This window comes from Paenibacillus sp. FSL R7-277, from assembly GCF_000517965.1.
In the GTDB taxonomy this organism is placed as follows: domain Bacteria; phylum Bacillota; class Bacilli; order Paenibacillales; family Paenibacillaceae; genus Paenibacillus_AQ; species Paenibacillus_AQ silagei.
Genome location: NZ_ASPX01000061.1, coordinates 1 through 538, shown reverse-complemented (window position 1 = coordinate 538; position 538 = coordinate 1). Strand labels below are relative to the sequence as shown.

The following is a 538-nucleotide window of genomic DNA, read 5'->3' as shown; positions in this document are numbered from 1 at the left end:
TGCTTAAAACGCTTGTGACGCTGCGGCTGCAGGATATCCAGCGCCTGACACAGCCGGTAGCTTTTCTTGTGATTGAGCCTCAGCCCGTGCTGGTTCCACAAGCACTTGGCCAGCAGTTTGTACCCGTACACGTGCTCCTCTCCAGCGATTAATTCCAGCAGCCATTCCTGGATTTCCTCGTCGCTAATCTTCTCTCCAGACTCGGTCAGGGAATAGCCGGGTACGGGTCTTCCGCGCCCCTGGGGTACGGCCTGTGTATCCTGCTTCTTGCGTTTCTTACGGTCGTAATACGTAGACTCTGCTAGCCCCACGAGACGTAGTACCAACGCTGCGGTATTCCCCTGCTTAATGAACATGTCGGCTACCTCGATTTTTTCGGATAAGCAGGGGTTGGCTTTTTTAGCAGTTCACGCAGAATCTCGATCTCTAACTCCTTTTCGCCGAGGATCTTGACGGCCTTCTCGTATTTCTGCTCCACGTCCAGGAGGCGCTTCAGTTCCTCCACCTGCTCCTGGGGATACGGATGATCTTGTTCCCC

1 protein-coding gene is annotated in these 538 nt (G+C 54.3%); it reads right to left on the bottom strand.

From position 1 onward, the window contains the following. The coding region (locus C173_RS18330) for an IS3 family transposase (protein WP_155991548.1) at nucleotides 1-356 on the bottom strand (356 nt) is incomplete at its 3' end. Nucleotides 357-538 lie beyond the last annotated feature (182 nt).